We start from the raw sequence: 23,710 nt of genomic DNA, 5'->3' as shown, positions 1-23,710 counted from the left end.
GGGGTTCTCCACGGTCGGGGGGCTCGGGGTTCAGGGGCGGGGCGGGCGGACGAGGAGCGTGTGCAGCTCGTCGACCGCACAGCCCCGGGTGATCTTCGTGGCGATGGATTCCGGGCCGAGCCGGACGCGCGGGATCCGGCGTGCGACGGCGCGTTCGACCGTCTCGTAGAAGACCATGTTGAAGTAGACGGACTCGCGGTCCGTGCGGGAGTAGTCGCAGCCCCAGCACCGCACCACCCACTCGTCCTCGTACTCCCACACGACGCAGGCGCCGATGACGGCGCCGTCGCGGCGGGCGACCAGGGCGAAGCCGCTGTCGTCCATGGCGAGGCCGAGTCCGGTGAGGTAGAACTCGATCTGCTCCGCCGTCGTGGCGCGCGCGTAGCGCTGCTCGACCTGTAGCACGAGCGGCGCGATCTCCTCGCACACGTCGAGGAGGTGCTCCTCGCTCACCACGACGTCGCTCTCCAGGAAGCGCCGGCGTTCCTTGCGGATGCCCGTACGGCGGCTCTTGCCCAGCGAGGAGACGTACTCCTCGAAGCCGTTCCACGTGATGTCCAGCCGGGCCACGGGTACGGTGCGCACGACGGCCGTCTCCGCCAGGGACGGCGGTACCAGCGCCAGCCCGTCGGTGTCGAGGTAGGGGATCAGGACCGGGCCGGGGCCGTGGGCGGTGGCGGTGCGCAGGCCGTGTGCGAGCAGGAGGCGCGCGGAGGTGGCGCGCCGCGCCGGGTCCGTGTCGGGCGCGACGACGAGGTGGCTGGCGACGGCGCCGGGCGAACCGAGCAGGTGGACCGGCTCGCCCTCCCGCGCCGGGCCGAGGCCCGCCAGGGCCGGCGGCAGGGCCGCCCGCGTGCGGTAGACGGGCAGCACTCCGGTGCAGCGGCCGTCGTCCGTGCGGGCGAGGACGTAGCGCACCTCGGTGCCGCGGAGGGTTTCGGCGAGTTCGAGGCGGGCGAGCTCGGCGAGGTAGTGGGCGGTGCCGCCGGGGACGCGCAGCGTGGCACGCAGCTCCGCCTCGAACTCCTCTACGCTGCCCAGCTCGTCGGTGGTGGTGTCCATGGGGTCTCCTAGCGGGCCGTGTCGAGTCCGCCTGTGCGCCGGTCCCGCTTGATGAGGACGGCGAGCAGCAGTGCCGCCGCGGCCAGCCAGCCGACGGACACCGCTGCTTCCAGGGCGAGTTGGCCGAGGACGCGTACGGCGGGGGCCCCGTCGAGCAGGTGCCGCAGGGCGCTGAGCCCGTGGGTGACCGGCAGCAGCGCCGTGAGGGCGGCGACGGGGGCCGGCCAGTAGGAGACGGGCACGTTGACCCCGGTGAAGGCCATCAGCAGCAGGTAGGCGACGTTCAGCGCGCCCCAGCCCGCGTTGGGGAACCGCATGACGACGGCACCGATGAACGTCCCGTAGCAGTAGGCCGAGAAGCAGGCCAGCAGGATGACGGCGGGGATCACCAGGCTCGCTGCGCCCGGGAGGGGGATGCCGAAGACGGGCACGATGCACACCAGGACGGCCATGGAACTGATGAACCCGGCGACGGGGCTGTTCAGACTGCGGCTGAGCAGCGCGACGATGTGGTCGCCGGGGGCCGCGACGAGCAGGGACATCGTCCCGTTGCGGCGGTCCCGCACGATGGACAGGACCGAGGAGGCCGATTCGATGGTGCCGACCGCGACGATGTTGCCGACCGCGAGGTAGCGGACGGTGTCCTGGTCGCCGATCACCATGCCGATCGTCGCGAAGAAGATCACCTGGAAGACCAGGCGCAGTCCCCAGCCGAAGAGCCAGGACTGGAGGGTGTACTGCGCGCGGTACTCGGCGAAGCCGAGGCGCGCCGCGTTGCGGGTGATGGCCAGCCGTGAGGCGAGGGCACCGGTCATGCGGCCATCACCCTTCCCGTGCTGCGGACCCGGTTCAGTACGACGCCGGCGCACCACACGCCCACGCCCAGGGTGGCGGCGCCGAGCAGCAGAATCGCCGTCAGCTGGAGCCAGGGCCGCGCCATGGGTGCGTCGCCGGCGGCGGCGCGCAGCAGGTCGGCGCTCCAGGACAGGAAGATCATCCGGGACAGGGGGTGTGACCAGCCCGGCAGGACCGCGATGGGCACGAAGACCCCGCCGAGGACGTACACGGGGTAGTTGAGCGCGTTCTTGAAGGCCAGCGCGGTGCGGCCGAGCACGAACACGGTGGCCATGACGGTGGAGGTGGCCGCCGTGGCCAGGCAGGTGGCGAGCAGCCCTGCCACGAACCAGCCGGGGTGGCCGAAGGAGAGGTCGGCGTCGAAGAACAGCATGGCGAACGCCCATGACTCGGCGAAGCACACCAGGCCGAGGGTGCCGACGGCGGCGCAGCGGCCCAGGAGGTTGGCGAAGAAGGACGAGGGGGCGGAGAGCACCACGTCGAGCACGCCGTTCCAGCGGTCCGAGTCGATGATGTCGCCCGCGAGCATCAGGGACATGGTCCACACGCCGGCCAGCGCCGGCGCCAGGGCGGCCTGCTGGTCCAGGTCCATGCGGCCGCCGTGGCGGGTGATGGACATGAAGATGAGGACGTGGAAGGGCAGGGCGATCACGATGGACACCCGGCCGATCGCATGGAAGAAGATCGTGAGTTGCAGCCGGAAGGCCGCGGCGAAGACCCTCATGCCGACACCTTCAGGCCGCGTTCGCCGAGCATCTCGACGTACACGTCGTCCAGGCTCGGGCGCCCGGTCCTGATCCGGGTCACCCCCGCCGTCACGAGGAGGGAGAGCACGCCCCGCGCGGCGTCCGCGTCCCGCAGGCGGATCCGGGCCGCGCCCTCGTGGGCGGGCTCGACGGAGGCGACGCCGTCGAGGCCGGCGATCTCCTCCAGCAGCGCTCCGGGGGCCTCCTCGACGTCGATGTGCTCGTGCCGCGACATCAGGGTGCTGAGCGCCTCCGGTGACTCGGTGGTCAGCACGCGGCCCTCGTTGACCAGGGTCACGCGGTCGCAGAGTTCCTCGGCCTCGGCCATGTCGTGGGTGGCCAGCAACAGCGTCCTGCCTTCGTCGCGCATCGCCCGGACGAGGTCCCGGAAGGCCCGGGCGGCGACCGGGTCCATGCCCATGGTGGGCTCGTCGAGGATGATCAGGCGGGCACGGCCCACCAGGCCGCGGGCCAGGTGGAGGCGCTGCTTCATGCCCCGGGAGAAGGTCTCGACCTTGACGTCGGCGCGGTCGGCCAGGCCGAAGCGCTCCAGCACGTCGGCGATCTGGCGCTCGCCCTCCGTGCGGTCGAGCTTCTGCAGGGCCGCCCAGTAGCCGAGGTTCTGGCGGGCCGTGAGCCCTTGGTAGAGGCCGCGGTCGCCGCCGAGTACCAGGCCGATGTCCCGGCGCACGTCGGCGGGCCGGGCCACCACGTCGTGGCCGTAGACGCGGACCGTGCCCGAGGTGGGCAGCAGGGTGGTGGCCAGGATCTTGACCAGGGTGGTCTTGCCCGCGCCGTTCGGTCCGAGCAGGCCGTGGACCTCTCCGTGGTCGACCCGCAGGTCCACCCCGTCCAGCGCGACGCGGGTGGTGCGCGGCCCGCGCCATCCGCGGGTCACGTACTCGCGGCGCAGGCCGCGGACGTCCACCGCTGGGGCGGGCTGTTCCGGAGCCTGCTGCTCCGGGGTGTTGCTGTGTGGCATGTCAGGCCTTCTCGGGAAGCGGGGACTGCGCCGGGGCGCGCAGCAGTTCGGACAGGGCCCGGCCCACGCCGGGGTGGCGCAGCAGGTCCTGGCGGGGTACGTCGAAGGTGCGCACCCGCTCGGCGTACCGCGCGGCACCGCCCGGGGTGGCGGAGGTGACGGCGACGTGGGGCGGGCTCGACGGGGAGGCCGCGGTGCCGGCGCCGGCGAGGAGGTACGCCAGGTAGCGGTCGAATCGGCCGGCGGCCTCGGCGGCCAGTTCGGACCCCAGTTCGGCCCGGGTGAACGCCAGCAGTGCCAGGTCCCGGTAGCGGTCCGCCAGTGCCGCGGCGAGCGCGGCGGGGCCGCGGGTGTCGAGGGCCTCCCGCCCGTGCCGCAGGGCGTCCTCCTGCTCCTGCCCGGTGAGTTCGTCCGCCAGGCTCTCGACCGAGGCGGCGAACTGGGCGAGGAGGGTCTCCGGCCCGGGCAGCTCGGGGTCGAAGAGGACCACCGTCGGGGCGCTCGCCTGGTGGGCGGCGAGCCCCGCCGCCACGGCACGCGCCAGTGGGGCGCCCATGCAGTATCCGAGGACGGCGTGGACCGGCTCCGCCCGACGGGCCAGGGCCTCGGCCCAGCCCCGGGTGTACGTCTCGGGTGAGAGCGCCCGGCGGTCGTGGACGCCGAGGGCCGGGGGCACCGTTTCCAGCACCGTGTACGCGGGGTCGAGGTGGACGGTCAGCTCGGGGAACCCCGCCTCCGACCGGCTCCTCCCGAAGTCCACGGCGAGTACGCAGCCCGGGGGCCGGCCCCCGGCGGGGCTGCCCTCGCGGAGTACGCGCCAGGGGTGGGGACTCGTGGTCATCCCGGTTCTCCTTCAGCAGTCGTGGTCACGGCCGGCGGCGCCGTCCCGTCCACCGCCACCAGGCGGAACTCCGCCGTGCACTGCCCGCCGTCGACGTCGGCGAGCCACAGGTCGTCCGGGCCGGGCAGCATCTCCCCGAGGTCGAGGCACAGTCCCCCCGAGGGGAGGGTGGCGGCGAGGCGGACCGCCCGTTGCAGATTGCGGACCAGCAGCGGGGCGTCGAGGTCCACGTAGAACGGCTTCGGTTCGGCGGGGGTCCGGGCGAAGACGTGGCGGGGCACGCCCCTGGCCAGCAGCTCGGCGGCCAGGGTGGCGGGCTTGCGGGAGGCCGCCGCGAGGTCGGCGAGCGGGATGCGCCAGCTCTCGCGGCAGATCACCAGGTCGTCGAGGAGCACCCGGGGAGCGTGGGCGCCCCGGGGGCGGATCTGGAACCGGTTCACCACCAGGGCGGTCAGGAACTCGCCGAGCGCCTCCGTCACGGAGGCCGACCAGGAGCCGTCCGGCGGTTCCACCACGAGGCTCCCGCCGTCCTCGCGGACGCGCAGGGCGGTCGCGGGCCAGGAGACCGCCCCCTCGGGGGCTCCTGCGTCGCGGCCGAACGACCAGTAGGCGTAGGCACCCGGGACGTGGACCGCCAGCGGTGGGTAGGTGCGCGGGGTGACCTCGGGCGAGTCGTTCGGCTGGAGCGCGAGCACGCGCCCGCCGGCCATGTCCGCCGCGACCGCGTCGCGCAGTTCGCCCCGGTCGTCGGACTGGGTGTGGAAGACGCGGCTCTCCAGCGTGTTGAGCGCGACGTGCAGTTCGCCCAGGACCCAGCGGGTGGGTCCGTCGGGTCCACCGGTCCGGGCCAGCATGAGGTCGGGGCTGTGGTAGCGGGCGCCGGACCACGCGGGGCGGTGGTGCGGGAAGAGCACGGCCGCGAGCGGTGCGACGCGGGCCGTGTCCAGCCGCACCTCGCCGGCGTGCGGTCCGTCGGCCTGGTGGGGGGCGGCGTCCAGGAGCTCGGCCCAGCGGAGCCCGAAGTCCCGCGACACCTCGTCGATGACGGTGCCCGGTGCGCCGGCGAGTACGTCCGCCACGCCCAGGTACAGCTCGCTGAGCCGTACGTCGTCCGAGCGCTCGCGCAGCTCCCGGAAGCGGGCCCGTACGTGCGTCTCGACCGCCTGGGCCGCCTCGGCCGCCAGCCACCGCGCGCTGTCCAGCAGGATCGCGAGCGGGGCGCGCAGCGCGTCCAGCAGGTCCCCGCCGATGGTGACGTCGAGGTCGCGGCGGCTGTCCTGGTAGAGGAACGAACGGCCGTACAGGGTCTGCTGCTTCTCGCGCGCGGCAGGCCTGCCCGCCGCCTCGCCCAGGGAGCGGCCCAGTTCCTCCAGCGCCTCGTGGGTGGCGAGCGCGTCGCCTTCGGCGGCAGCGACCGCCTTGCGCAGGCCCTCCAGCAGGTCCAGTTGTTCCAGGGGGGCGCGCCGCGCGTGCGGGTCGGGGATCCGGCCGAGCTGTTCGCGCAGCCGCGCTTCGGGGTGTTCGTCCAGCGGCACGGTGAAGCCCACGTCCAGGATCCCGGCGCCGCGCAGCCGGTCGAACTCGGCGGCCGCCTCGGCCGAGGAGGTTCCGCACGCCTCGGCGGCCGTCCGCAGGACCCGGCCCGTGACGCCCTCGGCCCTGACCGCCGCGAGCAGCGCTGCGGTGAGGGCGCCGGCGCTCTGCGGCGGGCGCCAGGGGCGGCGGATCTCCGCGCCGTCGGCGTGGACCGCCGGGTGCAGGCGTACGGGCAGGTACGCGGCCAGGGCCTCGTCTTCGCGCCACGCATCGGCCAGGGCTTCCAGGGCCCAGGTCTCGAAGTGCGTGCTCCGGCTGCGGATTCCTCCGCTACCGGACTGCCGCAGCCCGGTCTCCCGCTCGTCGAGGCGGGCCCAGGCGACGGGGCCGAAGAAACCGATGGTGTCGTTCTTCGCGCAGTAGCGCTGCGCGTACCGGGCGAGCAGCGCGTCGCGCTTGCCGCCGCGGGACAGCTCCCGGCCGTCGCGCACCGCCGCGGCGTGCCGGGCGACCCAGTTGCGCATGGCGGCGGGGTTCTGCCAGGCCAGGGCCTCCAGGAAGCGCTCCTCGGCCAGGAACCCGCCGGCCCCGCCCTCCTCGGAGGGCGAGCCGTCGGTGGTGCTGAGGGCCTGGAGCCAGCCGAAGGGCATGCCGGCGCCGCGCAGGGCGGACAGCCTCCAGAGCCCCCATCCCGGGGAGAGCGGGAGCAGGTGGTCCGGCCGGGTGCCGGGACGGGTGTCGGATCCGCTCACGTCAGCGCGCTCCCCGGGTCCGCAGTTCGGCTGCCAGGGTGCGCAGCGTCGGGTAGTCGAACAGCGCCGCGATGCTCAGGTCGAGCCGGTAGTGCTTGCGGATCTGGGACATCAGCTCGACCGCGGTGAGCGAGTTGCCGCCGAGGTCGAAGAAGTCGTCATCGGGGCTGATCGTCTCCATGCCGAGCGAGGCGGCCCACAGCTGCCGCAGCCGCTCCTCCACGGGGTCGGCGCCGGACGGCACCGCCTCCGGGGTCCGGGCCGGCGCCGGGGCGGGCGCCGCGAGCGGCGCGGCGGATGCCGCCGGCGCGGCGGGAGCCGGTGGCGGGGACGCGGCCGGGGACGTGCTGCTCGGCGCGGGGGCCGCGGCGGGCCCGGGACCGGGTACCGCCGGGGGCCGGGGTTCGGCGACCGGCAGGGGCAGTCCGTCACGGTACGGCGCGACCGCCACCTGGCGCGGGGTCACCGCGTCGAGCAGGTCCAGCAGCAGGCGGGTACCGGTCTCGGGGTCGATGCCCGACTGCACCGCCAGTGCGCCGTCCCGCGGAACCTCCCGGGTGCGGGGTGCGGGGCTGTCGTCGGAGGTCGCGGCGGAGGCCGACGCGGCCTCGATGAAGGTCCCGTCCTCCACGCGGCGCATCGTGAAGCCCGCTATCTCGGCGAGCAGCTCCCCGTCCTCGGACACCAGCGTCACGTCCGCGACGATCAAGCCGTCCGCGCTGTCCTGGCGGCGGATGTGGCTCAGCAGCCGGGCCGGCAGGGAGGCGGCGTACAGGGTCAGGGACCGGTACATGAACGGCAGGTGGAAGGAGTCGCGCTCGGGGTCGCGGGCGTGCGAGGTGGCCGAGTCCAGCAGCGCGGGGTGCAGGGCGTGTCCGGCGGCCTCGTCCGCGAACACCTCCGGCAGTGCGAGGGCGACCAGGTGCTCGGCACGGTCGCCGGGCACGCTGTCGACGGACACGACGTTGTTCCAGCGCGGGCCGAGGGAGAACAGCCGCTGCGGCTTCTTGCGGCCGGCGGCCCGTGCGCGCCCCAGGGTGTGCCGGGCCCGCAGCTCGCGGGTGTCCACCCGGCCCGCCGGCGCCGTGCTCTCGGCGGCGCTGCCCGTCACGTGGACCTGGCGCACGCCACCGTCGGCGGGAACCGACGCCACCGTGAAGCGCCACCGTCCCCCGGAGCCTTCCTCGGGCTCCCAGGAGACCTCCACCACCGCGCGGGTCTCCACCACCAGCGGGCGCAGGAAGACCACGTCCGCCAGGTGCACGGGGGCGGGACGCGCGCCGAGGACCTCGGCGCGGAAGGCGCGCACGACCAGGTCGAGGTGGCCGGTGCCGGGAAGGACCGCCTTGCCGGAGATCCGGTGCTCGTCGAGCGCGGGGCACTCGGCCGGGGTGAGTTCGGTGCTCCAGGTCCGGTGCCGGACGGCGGCGGCGGGCGGGCCGTCCTGGGGCCGGCCGTCGCGTGCCGCCAGTGCGGGGACCGCCATGCCGACGGTGTTCCACGCCGGCCAGTTGATGCTGAGCATGCGGCAGCCGGCGGGCGCCGGGGTGCCGGCGAACGCGTCCAGGAAGGCGTTGGCCGCCGCGTAGTCGCCTCCGCCCCGCAGGCCCATGAGGGCGGCGCGGCTCGAGAACGAGACGAAGAAGTCGAGCTTGGGGCGGTCGGCGAAGAGCTCCGCCAGGGCCAGCGTACCCAGCACCTTGGGTGCGAGGACGGAGCTGGTCCGCTCGCGGTCCCGGAAGGCCAGCATGCCGTCACCCGCGACGCCTGCCAGGTGCAGCACACCGGTCACGGGGCCGAACCGGGCCACGGCGACGTCCGCCGCCCGGCGCAGGGAACGGGGATCGGTCACGTCGCAGGCGAAGACGCGGTACTCGGCGCCCGAAGCGGCCAGTTCGGCCAGGTCGGCGGCGAGCCGGACGGTCCGGGCGTCCCCGGCCGCCAGCAGCCGCTCCCGTTCCTCGCCCTCCGGCATTCCGGTCCGGCCGAGCAGGACGAGGCGCGGGCGCAGCCCCGTCCGGGCGAGGCCCTTCGCGACCTCCATGCCGAGCCCGCCGAGGCCGCCGGTGATCAGGTAGACGCCGCCCTCGCGGAGCGCCGGCCGGGGGGCCGGCCGGGGGTGGTACTCCCTCTCCGTACGGGTCCAGCGGCGGTCGCCGCGCAGGGCCACGACCCCGGGGACCTGCCAGTCGGCCAGCTCCGCGACGAGAGTCTCCTCGCCGACGCCGGCGCCGACGTCCACCAGCTTGCAGACGACGCGCTCGTCCTCCAGCGCGACGGTGCGCACGAGCCCGTGGGCCATGGCGTTGACGGGGTCGACGGCTTCGGCGCCCGAGACGTCGGCCGAGTTCTCGGTCAGGACGAGGAGCGCGGGCATCCCCCCACCGGCGGCGTGGCGGGCGCCCTGCTGGGTGAGGGCCACGAGGCTGTGGAAGGAGGCGTCCAGGCGCTCGCGCACGGTGGCCGAGGACAGCGGCTGCCCCGCGCCGAGCGTCCAGGCGTGGACGAGGGTCCGCGGCAGCACCCCGCGACCGGTGAGCGTGCGCAGCATCCGCTCCATGTCCTCGGCCTCGCCGGGCCGGACCCGGAATCCCGTGCCGTCCTCCTCGTAGGTTCCGCCGGGCTGGACGCGCGTGACGCGCATGCCGGCCCGCTGGAGTGCGACGGTCAGCTCCAGTGCCCGGTCGGGGTCGGCAGGGAGCAGCGCCACCACGGGTACGTCCTTCGGCGGCCGGAGGCTCGCCGTACGCGGCGTCTCCTCCCACGACAGGGTGGTGAAGGGCGAACCGGCGGCGGCCGGCTGCCCGGCCGCCGGCCGATCGGTGACCGCGCCCGCGGCGGCCGGGGCGGCGGTCTCCCCGGTCGCCGGCAGCGCGCTGTCCCCGGTGCCGTGCCGGAGGGCGGGCGCGTCGACCCAGTGGCGTACGGACTGGTACGGATATCCGGGCAGGGGGATGCGCCGGAGGGGCACCTGCTGGCCGACGACGTCCCAGGCCACGTCGTGGCCCTCGGTCCAGATCACCGCGAGCGCGTCCATGGCGGAGCGCCAGTCGGCGCCGTCGTGGTCCGAGCCGCCGCCTGGGCGCGGCAGGGTGGCCACGACCGTGTGGCGCGAGGCGTCCAGTGCCGGGTGCCGGGTGGCCAGAGCGGCCAGTGTCCGTCCGGGGCCGACCTCGAGGAGGAGGAGGTCGTCGTCCCGCAGCAGCGCGTCCAGCGCCGGGCCGAAGCGGACGGGGTCGGTCAGCTGGCGCGCCCAGAAGGCGGGCGTCGTCGCCTCTTCGTCGGTGACCGGGCGCCCGGTGGCGGCGGAGTGGATCGGGATGGCCGGGGGACGCAGTTCGACGCCTTCGAAGGCGCGCTCGAACTTCGCGGCGGCCTCGGCCATCATCGGGCTGTGGAAGGCGTGCGAGGTCCGCACCGGCCGGCTGGAGATGCCGTCGGCCTTCAGCACCTCGGCGAAGGCGGCGAGTTCGGGCAGCGGCCCGGCGATCACCGTCTGGCGCGGCCCGTTGACGACGGCCAGGCTCAGGGAGGCGGGAAGCAGCGGTACGAGGGTTTCCGCGGACGCCGCGACGGCGTACATGCCACCGGGTTCCGTCTCCTCCATCGCCCGGGCGCGGGCGGCCACCAGGGCGGTCCCCTCCGCGAGGCCGAACACCCCGGCGACGGCGGCGGCCGCCAGCTCGCCGATGCTGTGGCCCAGCAGCCCGGCGGGCCGGATGCCCCAGGACAGCCACATCCGGCTGAGCGCGTACTCGACCGCGAACAGCAGCGGTTGGGCCAGGGAGGTGTCCTGGAGGTGGTCGTCGCTCTCGGCGGTGCGCCACGCCGTGCGCACGGCGAGCCCGTGCTCGTCGAAGAGGTCGAGGCACTCGTCGAAGGCGCGGGTGAAGGTGTACTCGGTTCCGTACAGTCCCCGGGCCATCCCCGCGTGCTGGGTGCCCTGCCCCGGCAGCAGGAAGACGACGCCCCGCGGTACGGCCGCTCCGCGGCCCACCACCAGCTTCGAGGCGCCGGGGTCGGTCAGGGCGGCCACCGCCGTCGCCGGGTCGGCGGCGACGACCGCGGCCCGGTGCAGGTGGGCGGTCCTGCCCTGCTGGAGCGTGGCCGCCGTGTCGGCGAAGGCGGCCGCGCCGGTGCGGCCGAGGTGCTCGGCGAGCCGGTCCCGGTACTCCCGCTCGGCCCCGGGGGTCTTGCCGGACCACACCAGGAGCCGGTGCTTGCCGTCCGGCGCGGTCAGCGCGGGCGACGGTCCCTCCTCGACGATCGCGTGCACGTTGGTGCCGCCGATGCCCAGGGAGCTGACGCCCGCGAGCCGGGGGGTGCCGGTGGTGCGCGGCCAGGGGGTCAGTTCGGTGTTGACCCGGAACGGGGAGCTCTCCAGGCCGAGCTTGGGGTTGGGCGCGGTGCAGTTGATGCTGGGCGGGATCTGCTCGTTCTCCAGCGACAGCACCACCTTGATCAGCGCGGTGACGCCGGAGGCGTGCCCGAGGTGGCCGACGTTGCCCTTGACCGAGCCGATCGCACAGCCGCCCGGCTCCAGGTCCCCGTCGGCGAGGCTCTGGTAGGCCCGGGTGAGCGCGGTGACCTCGATGGGGTCCCCGAGCGGAGTACCGGTGCAGTGCGCCTCGACGTAGGACATCTGGGCCGGGTGGACGCCGGCCACCTCCAGTGCCTCGGCGACGACGGCGGACTGCCCGGTCACGCTGGGGGCGCTGAAGCCGACCTTGCCGGAGCCGTCGTTGTTGACGGCGGTGCCGCGTACCACGGCCCGGATGGTGTCCCCGTCCGCGAGCGCGTCGCTGAGGCGCTTGAGCACGACGACGCCGGCGCCGCTGCCGAAGATGGTGCCGTTCGCGTCCTTGTCGAAGGGACGGCAGTGCCCGTCGGGGGTCATCGGGCTGCCGGGCGCCCACCAGTGGCCGTGCCCGAGCGGGAACTCGACGTCGGAACCGCCGGCCAGGGCGATCTCGCACTCGCCGTTGCGCAGCGCCTGCGCGGCCAGGTGGACCGTCAGCAGGGAGCTGGAACAGGCCGTCTGGACGGTCATGCTGGGGCCGTGGAAGCCGAGCTTGTAGGAGACGAGCGTGGCGACGTAGTCCGAGTTGTTCAGCACGCCGACGGACATCCCCGAGGCGCTGCGGACGTTGCTGTGGTCGGAACCGGTCAGCAGGTCGACGTAGCGGTTGACGCCGACGGAACCGAACACGCCGACGTCGGCGATGCGCTCGGGGTCGTACCCGGCGTTCTCCATCGCGGCGTGTGCGGCCTCCAGGAAGATCCGTATCTGCGGATCGGTCGAGGTGGCGTCGCGGGGGGAGAGGTCGAAGAAGCGGGCGTCGAACTCGTCGATGCCGGGGGCCATGGCCACCGCCTTGACGTAGTCGGGGTCGCGCAGCGCTTCCTGGGGGACCCCGGCCCCGGTCAGTTCCTCGTCGGAGGGGAAAAGGACCGACTCGCGTCCTTCTTGCAGGTTGCGCCAGAAGGCGTCGGCGTCGCGGGCGCCGGGGAACCGGCCTGCGAGACCGATGACTGCGATCGGCTCCAGCTGCTCATTCATGGGTGCTTCGCCCCTCGTGGTGGATGCGTCGGCGGATCGCCCTGCGGCGTTCTCCGGCGTTGTGCAAGTCGGTTCTGCTCACGCCGGTGGGGCGGTGCCGTGTCCGGCCGCCGTCCTCGGTGGCGCGGTCGGACAGGAACCGCAGCAGAGCCCGGGGGCTCGCGTGCGTGAACAGGTCGGTGATGCTGAGCGGGCCGGGGAGCTCGGTGCGCAGCGACTCGTACAGCCGCAGCAGGGTCATCGAGTTCAGCCCGGTGTCGAAGAAGTTCTCGTCGGGGTCGACGTCCCGGCCGGTGAGGTCCCGGAGCCGGGCGGTGAGGACCGCGGCGGCGGGGCCGGCGTCCGTGCCCCAGCCGGTGTCCCGGTCGTGCTCCGGGTCGGCGGCAGGGGGCGGCGGCGCCCCGGCCGGGGCCGGGCGGTCCGGGGACGGGAGGTCCGGGGTCGGCCCTTCGCCCCGGCCCGGGGAGGCGGTCCCGGCCGCATCGGCCACCACCTTGTGGTTGGCGTCCACCCGGAGCCCGTCGGTCAGCACGATCAGGGAGGGCACGGCCAGGGGCGGCAGCAGAGCCGCCAGCTGACGGCGCAGCGCGGCCTCGGTCAGCGGATGGCCGGGGCGGGCCACGGCCCGCAGGACGAGCCTGCCGTCGTCGGCCAGCGCGGCTGCCGCCCGGACGATGCCGGGGTGCCGGTGGGCGGCGCTCTCGACCTCCTCCAGGCCGATCCGGTAGCCGTTGACCGCGACCTGCCGGTCCGCCCGGCCGTCCACGTGCACCTGCCCCCGGGGGTCGAGCCTGCCCAGGTCCCCGGTGCGGTAGGCCCTCGCGTACGGCGCCCCGCCGGGGTCCGGCACGAACCGTTCGTGCGGTCCCGAGTCGTCCAGGTAGCCCAGCGCCAGCCGGGAGCCGCGCAGCAGGATCTCTCCGCGCTGCCCGATCCCGGCCGGCGTGCCGTCGGGGGCCAGCACGACCGGGCGGAAGCCGGCGGCGCCCGCTCCGACCGGGAGGGCCGTCCCGTCCGGAACGTCCGCCGGCACCGGTGCGAAGTGCCGGGCGACGAGGTGGGCGGAGGCGATCTGCGGGGTCTCGGTGGCCCCGTAGGCGTTGACGACGGCCGCCCGGGTGACCGTACGCAGGCGCCGGGCCAGGCCGGCGGTGAGCGGGGCCCCGCCGGACATGACCAGCCGTAGCGCGTCCAGCCGCAGGGCCGGGCGCTCCGCGTGGGCGGCGGCCAGCATCTCCAGCAGCGCGGGGGTGGCGTGCAGCAGGGTCACGGCGCGGCCGTGCAGCAGGTCGAGCAGCCCGCCGGGCCGGCCCGGCACGCCGTCCGGCGGCAGCACGACCGTGCCGCCCCGGCTCAGCGGCACGAACAGGTCGCGCAGGACCGGGTCGTGGCCCAGGCCCGCGAGCAGGGCCGTCCGGTCCGTGCTCCGTACGTCGTACGCCGCCGCGTACCAGTCGAGCGCGGCCTCCAGGGCGCCGTGCGGCACCGTCACCGCGGAGGGCGTACCGGACGTGCCGGAGGTGAACAGCACGTGGCTCGCGCCCGGGAGCGTGCGGGGCCGGGGGGCGCCCGGCAGCAGGTGCGGGGGCGCGTCGGGGGCGGTGTGCAGGCGCAGCGTCCGCAGGGGGCGCACCAGCTCGTGGCAGGCGGCCCGGCGCATCGCCGGAAGGGTGCCGTCCAGCAGGGCCGCGACCGCTCCGGCCCGCCACACGGCGAGCAGTGCCACGGGCAGCCATGCTCCCCGTGCCGCTTCGACCGCGACCACGGTGTCCCGTCGTACGCCGTCCGCGGTGAGCCTGGCCGCCAGGGTCTCGACCTGCTCGGCCAGCCTGCCGTACGGCACGGTCGTCCCGTCGGCCGCCAGCAGGGCGGGCGCCGTGGGACGCCGCGCCGCCATGGCGAGCACCTGTTCGACGATGCCGTGGGCGGGTGGGGCGGCCTGCGGCAGCGGCAGGGCGAGGTCGGCTCCGGCGGCCCGGGCCCGGTCGGTGACCAGGCTGAGGTCGCGCAGCGCGGTGTCAGGGCGTGCCAGCACCTGGTCGAGCACGGCGACGCACTGGTCGGCCAGTTCGTCGGCCACCTCGGCCGGGATCCGGTCCAGGGACCGCACCAGGTCGAGGCGGTAGCCGGAGTCCTGGCGACGGAGGTAGAAGTTGAGGTCGAACAGGGCCGGGGCGGTGGGCACTTCGGCCACCTCGGTCCGGAGCCCGGGCATCTGCGGTGCGGGGGCCGCGCCGCTGAGGTCGTTCACCCAGACCTGGAAGAGCGGGTTGCCGGTGGGCCGGGTGGGGATGCCCAGCGCTTCGACGATCGCGTCGAACGTCGGCGTTCCGTGTTCGAGCGCCTCGACCTGCCGTTCCCCGACGTGCCGCAGCAGGGCGGTGAAGTCGGCGTGTCCGTCCAGGTCGATCCGGACGGGCAGGCTCTCCACGAGGAATCCGACGAGGGCGTCGTCGTCCGAGCTGCGCCGCCGGGAGGCGGGCATGCCCAGGACCACGCTGGGGCGACCCGACCAGGCCGCCAGGACGAAGGCCACACACGTCAGGACGAGCACCACGGGCGTGACCGCGTGATCGCGGACGAACCCCGTCATCAGCTCGCTGCGTTCCCGGCCCAGCGGACGCGGGTGCGCCTGCCCGGCGAAGGTGGGCCGGTCGGGCGCCGGCAGCCGGAACGGCAGCGCGCAGTCGCGCGGCGCGTCGGCGAGCCGGTCCCGCCAGTAGGCGAGTTCGGCCGTCCAGCGGGCGTCGCCCACCGCGTCGGCCTCGGCCTCGGCGTGGTCGGCGAACCGGGGGGCCGCGGTCGGCCGCGTCTGCCCGCCGTCCGGGCCGCGCCGGGCGGCGTAGGCCGTGGCGAGGTCGGCCAGCAGCAGGTCGAGCGTGTGCTGGTCGGAGATGATGTGGTGCAGGGAGAGCACCAGGCAGTTGTCCGCTTCGGTGCGCGAGCGCAGCAGTGCGGCGTGCCACAGCGGTGCGCCGGTCAGCGGCACGGGGCGTTCGGCCGTCTCGCGCACGAACCCGTCGAGGACGCCGTCGAGCCGGCCTTCGACGGTGCTCACCCGCAGTTCCGGGTGTACGACGTCGGCGTAGACCAGCTCGGGCTCGGCCGCACCCGGGGCCGCTGCGGCGCGGGCCGGCGGGCCCGGGCGGCTCCGGGCTCCGTCGAGCGAGGCACGCAGCGCATCGTGGCGGGCGGTGACGTCGGCGAGCGCGCCCCGGAGCGCGGGGAGGTCCAGCTCCCCGCGCATCCGGAGCGCGGCGACCACGTTGTACGCCGCGGAGTCGGGGTGGATCCGGCTGAACATCCACATCCGGCGCTGCGCGGGTGCGAGCCGCGAACGGGTGCGCGCGGCGGGCGGCGGCGAGCCGGGGGCGGGGGCCGGGCCGGCCGGCGCCGGGCCGGCGGCCGGCGCGACGGCCAGGTGCTCGCGCAGCCCGGCCAGGGAGGCGTTCTCCCTCAGGAGCAGCGCCAGCGGGATCTCCGCGCCCAGGGTCTCGCGTACGAACGCCCGCAGGCGGACGGCCGCCCACGAGGTGCCGCCCAGGCTGAGGAAGCCCTCCCGCTCGCCGTGGGCGGCGGCCGGCAGTTCCAGCAGTTCCCGCCAGCGCTCGCCGAGGAGGTCGGGGGCGGCGCCGTGGTCCGGGTGCTCGTTCACGCCGGCTCCCCCGGGGCCGTTCCGACGGGCCGGCGGGCCGCGAGGTGGGCCGCGATCCCGGCGGGGGTGGGCGCGTTGAAGATGTCGGCGAGCCGGACGGCGGTACCGCTGATCTTCTCGATCCGGCGTACAAGCCGGGCGGCGAGCAGCGAATGGCCTCCGCTGGAGAAGAAGTTGGTGTCCGGGGCGATGTCGGCGGGCGCCTTCTTGAGGACCTCGGCCCACAGCCCGCGCAGTTCCCCGACGATCCCCTCGTCGTCCCGCGTCCGCGCTGCGTCCGCAGCGGCGGCGTCGGGCAGCTCGGACACGGCCGTCCGTCGGGCGCGGCGCGCCAGGGCCTGCTCGGTCAGGGCGCGGTAGTCGGTCTTGCCGTTGGGCGTGGTCGGCAGGCCGGTCACCGGTATGACGTCGTTCGGGACGAAGGAGGCGGGCAGCGCCGCCCGGGCGTGCTCCCACAGTGCGGGGACTATCTCGTCGCCGAGTGACGTGTGCACGAAGAGCGTGAGGCGCCCGTCCGCCGTCGGATCGCCGACGATCACCGCGGCGGCCGCCGTGACGCCGGGGAACCCCTCTGCGGCCGACTCGACCTCGCCGAGTTCGATCCGGTTGCCCCGCAGCTTCACCTGGCGGTCGGCGCGGCCCAGGATCTCCAGGGTGCCGTCGTGGCGCCACCTGGCGAGGTCCCCCGTACGGTAGTGGCGGCCGAAGCGCGGGTGTTCGCGGAACCGGTCCTCCGTCAGGCGGCGGTCGCGGTAGCCGATGCCGACGCCCGCCCCCGCCACGCACAGTTCGCCGCGCAGGCCGAGCGGCAGCTCCCGGCCGTCCGGGTCCGCGACGAAGACCGTGGTGTTGGCGATGGGCACGCCGATGCTCACGGGTCCGGCCGGCGCCTCGCGGACCTCGGCGGCAGTGGACCAGATGGTGGTCTCCGTCGGCCCGTACACGTTGTGCAGCGAGCAGCCCGTCTCCAGGAGTCGTCCGGCGAGCGCCGGGGGCATGCCCTCGCCGCCGCACAGCACCTGCCGTCCGGCGAGCCGGCCGTCCGCCTCGTCGGCCACGAGACGCCAGGTGGTGGGCGTGGCCTGGACGATGCGCACGTCGTGACGCTCGACGAGGCCGAACAGGACGGCGGCGTCGGTGCGCGCCTCGTCCGGGGCGACCACGACCCGGCCGCCTCGGGCCAGGGGCAGGAAGAGTTCGAGTGCCGAGATGTCGAAGGCGAAGGTGGTGAGCCACAGGACGGCGTCGCCCGGGGCCACCGCCAGGCTGTGGGCGAAGTGCCCGACGACGTTGGCGAGGTTGCCGTGGCTGAGCTCGACGCCCTTGGGGCGGCCGGTGGAACCCGAGGTGTAGATCAGGTACGCGCGTTCGCCGGACCGCGCCGCGCCGCCGGGCGGATCCGCGGGGCGGTCCTGCGCCGGACCGGGCAGCGGGGCGGCCGGGGTCAGGGGCAGGATCGCGCACCGGCCGTCTAGCCACTCCCAGTCGCCGTCCGCGATGAGCACCCCGGCCCCGGAGTCCTCGACCTGGTGGGCCAGCCGTTCGCGGGGGTGCGCCGGGTCCAGCGGAAGGTAGGCGGCGCCGGCCAGCCACACGCCGAGCACGGCGGACGCCAGTGCTGCGCCGCGGGTGGCCTCGACCGCGACGACGTCGCCCGGAGCGACGCCCGCGGCGTCCAGCGCCTCGCGGTGGCCGGTCGCGGCGTTCCACAGCTGCCGGTAGGTCAGCTCGTCCTCGCCGTCCTGTACGGCCACGGCGTCGGGCCGCTCCGCGGTCCGCTGCGCGATGGCCTCCAGCACGGAGGACGGGCTGACCGTTCGCGCCGTGCGGTTCGCCCGGTCCAGCACCTCGCGGTCCCGGCCGCTGAGCAGGGACAGGGTGCCCACCGCCCGGTCGGGGTCGCGGCCGGCCTCGAGCAGCAGGCTCTCGTAGCGCTCCAGGAGCAGCTGGACGTCCGCCCCGCTGTGGATCTCCGTGCTGTAGGCGGCCTTGATGCGGATGCCCCGTGGCGAGGACGAGACGAAGAACTCCAGGTCGAACCGGCTGTGCCCGCGGTCCACGTCCAGGGTGCGGGCTTCCTGACCGCCGAGGTCGACGGTCGCGCCGCCCTCGTCGGGCAGGTAGTTGAACATGTGGCGGAACAGGGAGCCGCGCCAGGAGCCGTCGCCGCGCGGAAGCTCGGGGAGGACGAGGTCCACCGGCGCGTCGGCGTGCTCGACGGCGCCGAGGAAGGCCCGCTGCGCCGCGCCGACCAGCGAGCGGAATCCGCTCCCCTGATCGACCGAGACCCGGCAGGCCAGCGTGTTGACGTGGTACCCGACACGGTCGCGGGCCTGCGCGCCCCGGACGTCCACCGGGGTGCCCACCACCAGGTCGGGACCCGCCCCGTGGCGGGCGAGCAGCAGGTAGTACGCCGCGAGCAGGACGCTGCTCTCGGTGGCCCTCAGCTCCTTGCGCAGGCGCCGCACCACCGCGACCGCCTCGCCGGAGAGCTCGTGGGAGAGCCGGGCCCCGGCCAGGGTGGGCGCGGCCGGCTCGGGGTTGCCGCACCACAGGCCGAGACGGGTGGGGTCCACTCCCGCGAGGTGCTCGCGCCAGTAGGCGGTGCTCGCGTCCGAGGGGGCGGTCTCGACCAGTGCGGGCACCTCCCGCACCAGGGCCGCGGCGGGCTCGGCGTCCGTGGCCAGCGCGCCGTAGAGCTCGGCGAACTCGGCCAGGACCAGGTTGGCGGACCGGCCGTCGAAAACGATGTGGTGGACGACGAGGCAGAAGACGTCGCCGGTCTCGCACAGCAGGTGCGCGGCGCGGACGAGCGGCTGCCGCTCCAGCGCGAAGGGCGCCGCCGAGAAGGCCCTGACGTCGCCCTTCAGGCTCCGGGCGGTCGAGTGCAGCACTTCCACGGCGATGTCGACGGCGTCCGGTGGGAGGATCTCCTTGTGCAGGGCGTCCTGGTCGTCACCGGACCGCTGCCCGTGGAACTGCGCCCGCAGGGCCGGGTGACGGCTCATCAGGGTGTCGAGCGCCCGCTGCAACGCCCACCAGCGCAGTCGCCCCGGCACCTGTACGGCCAGCGTGACGTTGTTGATTCCGCTGTCCTGCACGATCTCGTCCAGGAGCCACAGCGCGTTCTCCTTCGCGGAGGCCGCCACGGAGGCGTCGATCCCGCCGCCCGCACGTGCCTTTTCCGGGTCCAGCACATTCACCGTCGTCACCCAACCATCCGTGGAAACACCCGACACCGACCGAGCCTAGGAACCGGCCGGCGCACCGGGCAGAAGGGGAAGGGCAGGCCGGAGGGAAGCTCCGGTGCCCTTTCGGTGCCCGGAAGGGATCAGGGCCTGCCCTCGACGTCGCGCAGCCAGGCCTCGACCGCGTCCAGCGTGGGCTCGTGGGCCACGAGGGGCATGCCGGGATCGGCCACGTCGATCTGCCGGAAGTCCGCGAGTCCCAGTTCGTCCCAGTCGGACGCTCCGACGGCTTCCGCGAGGTCACGGTCGAACCGGCCGGGCAGGGAGAAGAGCGCGACGGGGATCGTGGTGGACCGCGGCCGGTAGTCGGCGATGACGCGCCAGAGCGCGGCATGCACGTCGAGCCGGCGCCGGAAGGCCGCCGAATCCTGTTCCAGGAGGTCCTGGCCGGATGTGCGCAGTTGCAGGAAGAGTTCGTCAGCGGTGGCCGGTCCGGCGCCGGCTCCGAAGGCGGTACCGGCCGATCCGGCGAGCTGCCTCAGCCGCTGCAGGACGATCTCCTCGTGCGGGACGTCGGGAACGGCGAGGGTGGAGTTCAGCAGCGTGACGCTGAGCACCTCCCATCCGCTCCGGGCGAGGACGGAGGCGAGGTCGTAGGCGAAGACGCCACCCGAGCAGTACCCCGCCAGGTGGATCCTCCGCGGGAGGCCGTCGGCGTCGAGCATCGCCGCGAACTCCCCGCTCAGCTCCGCCATGCCCGTGGCGGGCACCTCGCCGGCGGCCAGCCCGCGCGCGTGCAGCCCGTGCACGGGCCGGTCGAAGCGCGCGTCGGCGAACGCGCCCAGCCCCACCAGGCTTCCGCCGCCGCCCGGCAGCAGCACCAGCGGAGCACCGCCGCCGTTCGGCTTGAGCGTCATCACCGCGTCCGCGCCCCCGGCCCGCCGGGTGCGCAGCCAGTCGCTCTGGGCGCGCACGGTGGGGAGGTCGAAGATCACGTGCAGGGGCACGTCCCGCCCGACGGCCTTGCGCAGCCCGCCCGCAAGCCGGGCCGCCTTGAGGGAGTTCCCGCCGTTCTCGAAGAAGTTGTCGTCGATCGAGGCCGGAAAGCGGCCCAGAACCCGGTTCCACTGTGCCGCGACCACGACCTCGGTCGAATCCCGGCCCACCGTCACAGTCATGCCTGTCCCACTCTCGGGTCATAGGTTCGGGTACGGATCGACTCGATCGGGGGCGGAGCGGTGTCCGCCGCCGAGAGCCTGGGATCCGAGCGCTTCCTTGCCGGGGCGATGGCCGCCGGCGAGCGCGAGACCGTGTGTGCCGTCCGCACTTCCCGAGGGCTGCGAAGCCGCCCCGGACACGATGGGCGGCGACGCTAGCAGCGGATCGTCACGCGCGTCAAAGTCCGCTCGGGGGCCGTGCGTTCGCTCCGGGGCCGCCTTCTCGTGGTCCCGGTCTCGTGGTCCCGATCTCGTGGTCGACCACGATGGTCCCGTGGCCGCTCGATGGAGAAGGGTGGGGGCAGGTCGGAAAAAGGAGTTCTTCACCGTGCTGCAGTTCGTCGACGACGTCCGTACGTCCCGCCGGGTACCGGTCGCCATTCACGCCCCGGACCCGATCTCCCGGGCCGGAGCGATGAGCCACCTGCGCCAGTACCCGGAGATCGTGCTCGTGGACGATCTGAGGCGGGACGGCGTCGACGTCGCCCTGCTGATCGCCGACACCTTCGACGAGGCCGTCCTGTCGAACCTGTCCCGGCTCGTCCGGGCGGAGAAGGCCCGGGTGGTGCTGGTCCTGGACCGCATACGGGAATCCGAGCTGCTCGACGTCGTGGCCTGCGGTGTCACCACGATCCTGTGGCGGCGGGAGGCGACGGGGGCGCGGCTGCTCCAGGCCATCCTGGCGGCGGAACGCGGCGACGGCGACCTGCCGCCCGATCTGCTGGGCAAGCTGATCGGCCACATGGGACGGCTTCAGAGCGGCGAACCCGGGGACCGGGCGACCGCCTCGGTCTCGATGGGCATGGTGCCGCGCGAGGTCGACGTCCTGCGGCTGGTGGCCGACGGCATGGACACCGGCGAGATAGCGGTGAAGCTCGCGTACTCGGAGCGGACGGTCAAGAACATCCTGCACACCGTGACGACCCGCTACCAGCTGCGCAACCGCGCCCACGCGGTGGCCTACGCGCTGCGCGAGGGCTACATCTAGGCCGCGTCCTCCCCGGCGTCGGCGGGGCAGCCGGGCCGGGGCCGAAAGGGCAGACGGAGGGGGCCCTCGCTTCCCTCCGGGTTGCCTTCCGCCTTCTGCCCGGGGCAGCAGCCGGTTCCTAGGCTGAGTTCCGATCGGGTTTTCGCGGCTGGCCGGTGACGGCGACGGCAGGCCGGTCGTCCCGCCTCAAGAAGGAAGAGCATGCGATTCGATGAGACAGCCCGCCCGCTGGTGAGTCTGACGACTCTGCGGTCGGGTCCCGCCGACCACGCCGTCGTCGTCGACTTCATCAAGTTCAGCGGCCAGCCGTCCGCCGGTGACCTGGTGACCACCGCGCTCGCGGACCGGTCGGTCCTGCGGGCCGATCCGGTCGCCGACCTCAGCGACAGCCGCGGCTGGCTGCCGCTGGGCGAACTGGCCGGGGAGTACGCCCGGTTGATCGCCGCCCTGGACCCCACGCCCTCCGTGCTGGTCGGGTACTGCAGCGGTGCCCCGCTCGCCCTGCTCATCGCCGGGGAGCTCGCCCACGAGGGGACGCGGGTGCCGGTCCTGCTGCTGGCCCCGCGCTTCCCCGACCGGCGGCAGGTCCTGGAGGACCTGGCGGGCATCCGCCGGTCCATCGGGGCGGCCGGGCAGCCGCCCGGTCGTCCCCCGGCGGACCTCGTGCTCCCGCAGGACCCGGTCGCCGCGGTGCGGTACATCGGGTCGGTCCTGTCGGACGACCTGGCGGCCGCCGCCGAGGACGACCCTGCGGGCACGGCCCTGACGGACGACCTCGTCGCCCGGTACACCGCCTGGCTGGGCTACCTGCTGGCCGCCGCGGACGCCCCGCTCGGCGACGTGCCGGCCGACGTGTGCATCGTCGCGAGCCCGGACCCGTGGAGCACACCGAACCGGCAGTGGCCGACGACGGCCCGGATCCACCCGACCACCCTGACCGGGGCGGAGTTCCTCACCAGCCCGGAGACCGCCGCCGTCATCGCCTCCCACTTCGGCACCCTGCGGTGAGCGCGCCCGTGACCCCCACCGCGATCACACCGCCGCTCACCGCTCTGGAGACCACCGCATGACACGACGACTGATCCTCGCGGACCGTTTGGTGAACGCCGTCGGCGACGGTGTCGTCCGCGCCGCGGCCGTCGTCGTGGAAGACGGGCTCATCACGTGGGCGGGACGGCGCGCCGACCTCGGCGAGTCCGTCCACGAGAGCGCCGAGGTACTGGACCTCGGGGCCCGCAGCCTGTTGCCCGGCCTGATCGACGCCCACGTCCACCTGGGGTTCGACGGCGGACCGGCGCCGGTGGAGACGATGACCGGAGCCGACGACGAGGAGCTGACCGCCCTCATGCTCTCCGCCGCCGGCCGCTGTCTGGAAGCCGGCATCACGACGGTCCGCGACCTCGGCTCGCGCGGGGCGACGGGGATGCGCGTACGCGAGCTGCTCGCGGCGGGCACGGCCCCGGGACCGCGGGTCCTCACGGCGGGCCGCCCGATCACCACTCCCGGCGGACACTGCTGGTACATGGGCGGCGCCTGCGCGGACCGCGACGGCCTCCTCGCCGAAGTGGACCGCAACCACGCCGAGGGCGCCGACCTCATCAAAATCATGGCAACGGGCGGGTTCCTGACCGCCGGGACCGCCCCCGGGGCGCCGCAGTTCGACGAGGACGCGCTGAGGGCCGTCGTGCACCGGGCGAAGGAACTGGGCCTGCGCGTGGCCGCCCATGCCCACGGCACCGCGGGCATCGCCATGGCCGTGGCCGCGGGCGTGGACACGGTCGAGCACTGCAGCTGGGTGGGGGCCGGCGGCGGCCTGGAGTTCGATCCGCGGGTCGCCGAACGGATGGCGGCCCAGGGCGTGTCCGTCTGCCCGACGGTGAACAGGAACGCCCGCAACCCGCACGGCAGGCTGCCGTGGGGCCCACGGGCCGAGCACATCGCCGCCCTGCACCGGGCGGGCGTCGCCGTGGTGGCCGGCACGGACGCGGGCATCGAGCACATCCCCCATGACGACCTCGCGACCGGACTGGAGATCCTGCGCGACGCCGGGCTCACCCCGCGGGAGGTCATCCGCTCGGCCACCTCCGTGGCCGCGGCCGCCCTGGGCATCGCGGACCGGACCGGCAGCATCCGCGAGGGGCTCTCGGCGGACCTGATCGCCGTCGACCGGGACCCGACGGCCGATGTCGGCGCCCTGGCCGCCCCCTCGTTCGTCATGCTGCGCGGGCGGCCCGTACGGCTGCCGGGCCCCGGCCGCTGACGGCCTCGCCGCACTGCGCCGCACCGCGCCCCGCCCGAAGCCGCATCCGCAGAAGATCCGGGCACCCC

At 74.8% G+C, this 23,710-nt stretch carries 13 protein-coding genes; 3 read left to right on the top strand and 10 right to left on the bottom strand.

Annotation, left to right across the window (positions count from 1 at the left end; all coding sequences use genetic code 11):
• Positions 1-30: 30 nt before the first annotated feature.
• From ACZ501_RS27160 to ACZ501_RS27115, 10 genes are all read right to left on the bottom strand, one after another.
• A complete protein-coding gene (locus tag ACZ501_RS27160; RefSeq protein WP_361596087.1) occupies positions 31-1,062 on the bottom strand; it encodes a GNAT family N-acetyltransferase in 1,032 nt (343 codons plus the stop codon).
• Between the two features lie 8 nt (positions 1,063-1,070).
• Positions 1,071-1,877 carry an ABC transporter permease gene (locus tag ACZ501_RS27155; RefSeq protein ID WP_468798919.1) on the bottom strand — a complete coding sequence of 269 codons (807 nt, stop codon included), beginning with the start codon at positions 1,875-1,877 and terminating at the stop codon, positions 1,071-1,073.
• Positions 1,874-2,641 carry an ABC transporter permease gene (locus ACZ501_RS27150; RefSeq protein WP_468798917.1) on the bottom strand — a complete coding sequence of 256 codons (768 nt, stop codon included), beginning with the start codon at positions 2,639-2,641 and terminating at the stop codon, positions 1,874-1,876. The genes ACZ501_RS27155 and ACZ501_RS27150 overlap by 4 nt, the downstream gene beginning before the upstream one ends.
• A complete protein-coding gene (locus ACZ501_RS27145) occupies positions 2,638-3,645 on the bottom strand; it encodes an ABC transporter ATP-binding protein (protein ID WP_361596096.1) in 1,008 nt (335 codons plus the stop codon). Before ACZ501_RS27145 ends, ACZ501_RS27150 begins: the two co-directional genes overlap by 4 nt.
• A gap of 1 nt (position 3,646) precedes the next feature.
• Entirely contained in the window at positions 3,647-4,486 is an 840-nt protein-coding gene (locus ACZ501_RS27140) for a hypothetical protein (protein ID WP_468798915.1), read from the bottom strand.
• Positions 4,483-6,774, bottom strand: a complete 2,292-nt coding sequence (locus ACZ501_RS27135; protein ID WP_468798913.1) for a lantibiotic dehydratase — start codon at positions 6,772-6,774, stop codon at positions 4,483-4,485. The genes ACZ501_RS27140 and ACZ501_RS27135 overlap by 4 nt, the downstream gene beginning before the upstream one ends.
• A 1-nt stretch (position 6,775) precedes the next feature.
• A complete protein-coding gene (locus ACZ501_RS27130; protein ID WP_468798911.1) occupies positions 6,776-12,334 on the bottom strand; it encodes a type I polyketide synthase in 5,559 nt (1,852 codons plus the stop codon).
• Positions 12,327-15,989, bottom strand: a complete 3,663-nt coding sequence (locus ACZ501_RS27125; protein ID WP_468798909.1) for a condensation domain-containing protein — start codon at positions 15,987-15,989, stop codon at positions 12,327-12,329. Before ACZ501_RS27125 ends, ACZ501_RS27130 begins: the two co-directional genes overlap by 8 nt.
• Positions 15,986-19,201, bottom strand: a complete 3,216-nt coding sequence (locus ACZ501_RS27120) for a non-ribosomal peptide synthetase (protein WP_468798907.1) — start codon at positions 19,199-19,201, stop codon at positions 15,986-15,988. The genes ACZ501_RS27125 and ACZ501_RS27120 overlap by 4 nt, the downstream gene beginning before the upstream one ends.
• A 119-nt stretch (positions 19,202-19,320) precedes the next feature.
• Positions 19,321-20,355 carry a phosphopantetheine-binding protein gene (locus tag ACZ501_RS27115; protein ID WP_361596114.1) on the bottom strand — a complete coding sequence of 345 codons (1,035 nt, stop codon included), beginning with the start codon at positions 20,353-20,355 and terminating at the stop codon, positions 19,321-19,323.
• 367 nt (positions 20,356-20,722) lie between these two features.
• Between ACZ501_RS27115 and ACZ501_RS27110 the strand changes: the two genes are divergently transcribed.
• From ACZ501_RS27110 to ACZ501_RS27100, 3 genes are all read left to right on the top strand, one after another.
• Positions 20,723-21,382 carry a helix-turn-helix transcriptional regulator gene (locus ACZ501_RS27110; RefSeq protein ID WP_362458939.1) on the top strand — a complete coding sequence of 220 codons (660 nt, stop codon included), beginning with the start codon at positions 20,723-20,725 and terminating at the stop codon, positions 21,380-21,382.
• Between the two features lie 201 nt (positions 21,383-21,583).
• Positions 21,584-22,390 carry a hypothetical protein gene (locus ACZ501_RS27105; protein ID WP_468798905.1) on the top strand — a complete coding sequence of 269 codons (807 nt, stop codon included), beginning with the start codon at positions 21,584-21,586 and terminating at the stop codon, positions 22,388-22,390.
• A 58-nt stretch (positions 22,391-22,448) separates the two neighbouring features.
• Positions 22,449-23,642, top strand: a complete 1,194-nt coding sequence (locus ACZ501_RS27100) for a metal-dependent hydrolase family protein (protein ID WP_468798903.1) — start codon at positions 22,449-22,451, stop codon at positions 23,640-23,642.
• Positions 23,643-23,710: the final 68 nt, after the last annotated feature.

The sequence above is a fragment of the Streptomyces sp. NPDC034085 genome, from assembly GCF_055575555.1.
Note: the sequence above shows the minus strand (reverse complement) of the source record. Positions and strands in the feature narration are given on the sequence as shown.